Annotated in this window: 1 protein-coding gene; it reads left to right on the top strand. The window is 67.2% G+C overall.

Annotated features, from left to right (window positions below):
• A partial coding sequence (locus tag A6M14_RS00890) for a hypothetical protein (RefSeq protein WP_206669615.1) occupies window positions 1-454 on the top strand: 454 nt, incomplete at both ends.

Raw genomic sequence — 454 nt, 5'->3', positions numbered from 1 at the left:
CGGCTACGTCGGGACCGACTTCGCGCTCGACGACCTGATCGACCGGCATGCCCGGGAAGAAACCCGCGCCGCTCTCGAAGAAGTGCTGACGGCAACCGCCCTCGCGGGCAAGGGCGGACGGATGATCGCCGCCCGCTCCCAGTTCCGCGGGCGCACGCGCGACGGCGATGTCCAGGCCTATGTCTCCTTCCTGATGGAGGAGACTGATCTGCGGCTCGGCGTCTGCGATTGGGGCTATTGCGTCTACCGCGTCGAAACGGCTGCCTGCTTCGGCGATGAGAAAGGCCCCAACCCCGTTCTGAGGACCGAAAGTACGTGTCTCGCCTGCGCCAACTTCGCCGTCACCGCCAGGCACAGGCCTGTCTGGCAGGCCCGCCGCGATCGCAATACGGATCTTCTCGGCCATCCCGGCCTGGACCCGGTCAGCCGGCAACTCGCCGAAACCCGGATTGCC

Source organism: Acinetobacter portensis, from assembly GCF_009372215.1.
In the GTDB taxonomy this organism is placed as follows: domain Bacteria; phylum Pseudomonadota; class Gammaproteobacteria; order Pseudomonadales; family Moraxellaceae; genus Acinetobacter; species Acinetobacter portensis.
The sequence above is the reverse complement of the archived record's forward strand: the minus strand, read 5'-3'. Positions and strand labels throughout refer to the sequence as shown.